This is a genomic window from Burkholderia sp. BCC1996, from assembly GCF_905339955.1.
GTDB lineage: Bacteria > Pseudomonadota > Gammaproteobacteria > Burkholderiales > Burkholderiaceae > Burkholderia.
The window spans coordinates 1-490 of record NZ_CAJPHM010000100.1 but is presented as its reverse complement, the minus strand read 5'-3'; the positions used below and the strand labels follow the sequence as shown (position 1 = coordinate 490).

Below are 490 nucleotides of genomic sequence, written 5' to 3'. Positions count from 1 at the left end.
GCAACAGGCCCGAATCAGAGCTGGTCGATGGACTTCGTTTCTGACGGGCTGGCCTATGGTCGGCGGTTTCGATGCCTGAACGTGGTCGACGACTACACGCGCGAGTGCTTGGCCATCGAGGTCGATACTTCGCTGCCGGGCCTACGAGTGCAGCAAGTGCTCGAGCGGCTCAAGGAGATGCGAGGCTTACCCGCATCCATCACGGTCGACAACGGGCCGGAGTTCGCTGGTAAGGTGCTGGATGCATGGGCCTACGAAGCCGGTGTCACGCTGTCGTTCATTCGGCCTGGCAAGCCGGTGGAGAATGCCTATATCGAGAGCTTCAACGGGCGGTTCCGCGATGAATGCCTGAACGAGCACTGGTTCGTCTCAATGCGCCACGCCAAGCGGCTGATTGAGGAATGGCGTATCGAGTACAACACCGAGCGGCCTCATAGTTCACTCGGCTATCTGACGCCGGTGCAGTTCGCGCGGGCGCACGATGCAAAGC

Annotated in this window: 1 protein-coding gene; it reads left to right on the top strand. The window is 60.6% G+C overall.

The window, feature by feature from the left end; genetic code table 11:
* Positions 1 to 490 (top strand): IS3 family transposase (locus U4Z64_RS37395; RefSeq protein WP_321822694.1); only part of this gene is annotated, 490 nt, incomplete at both ends.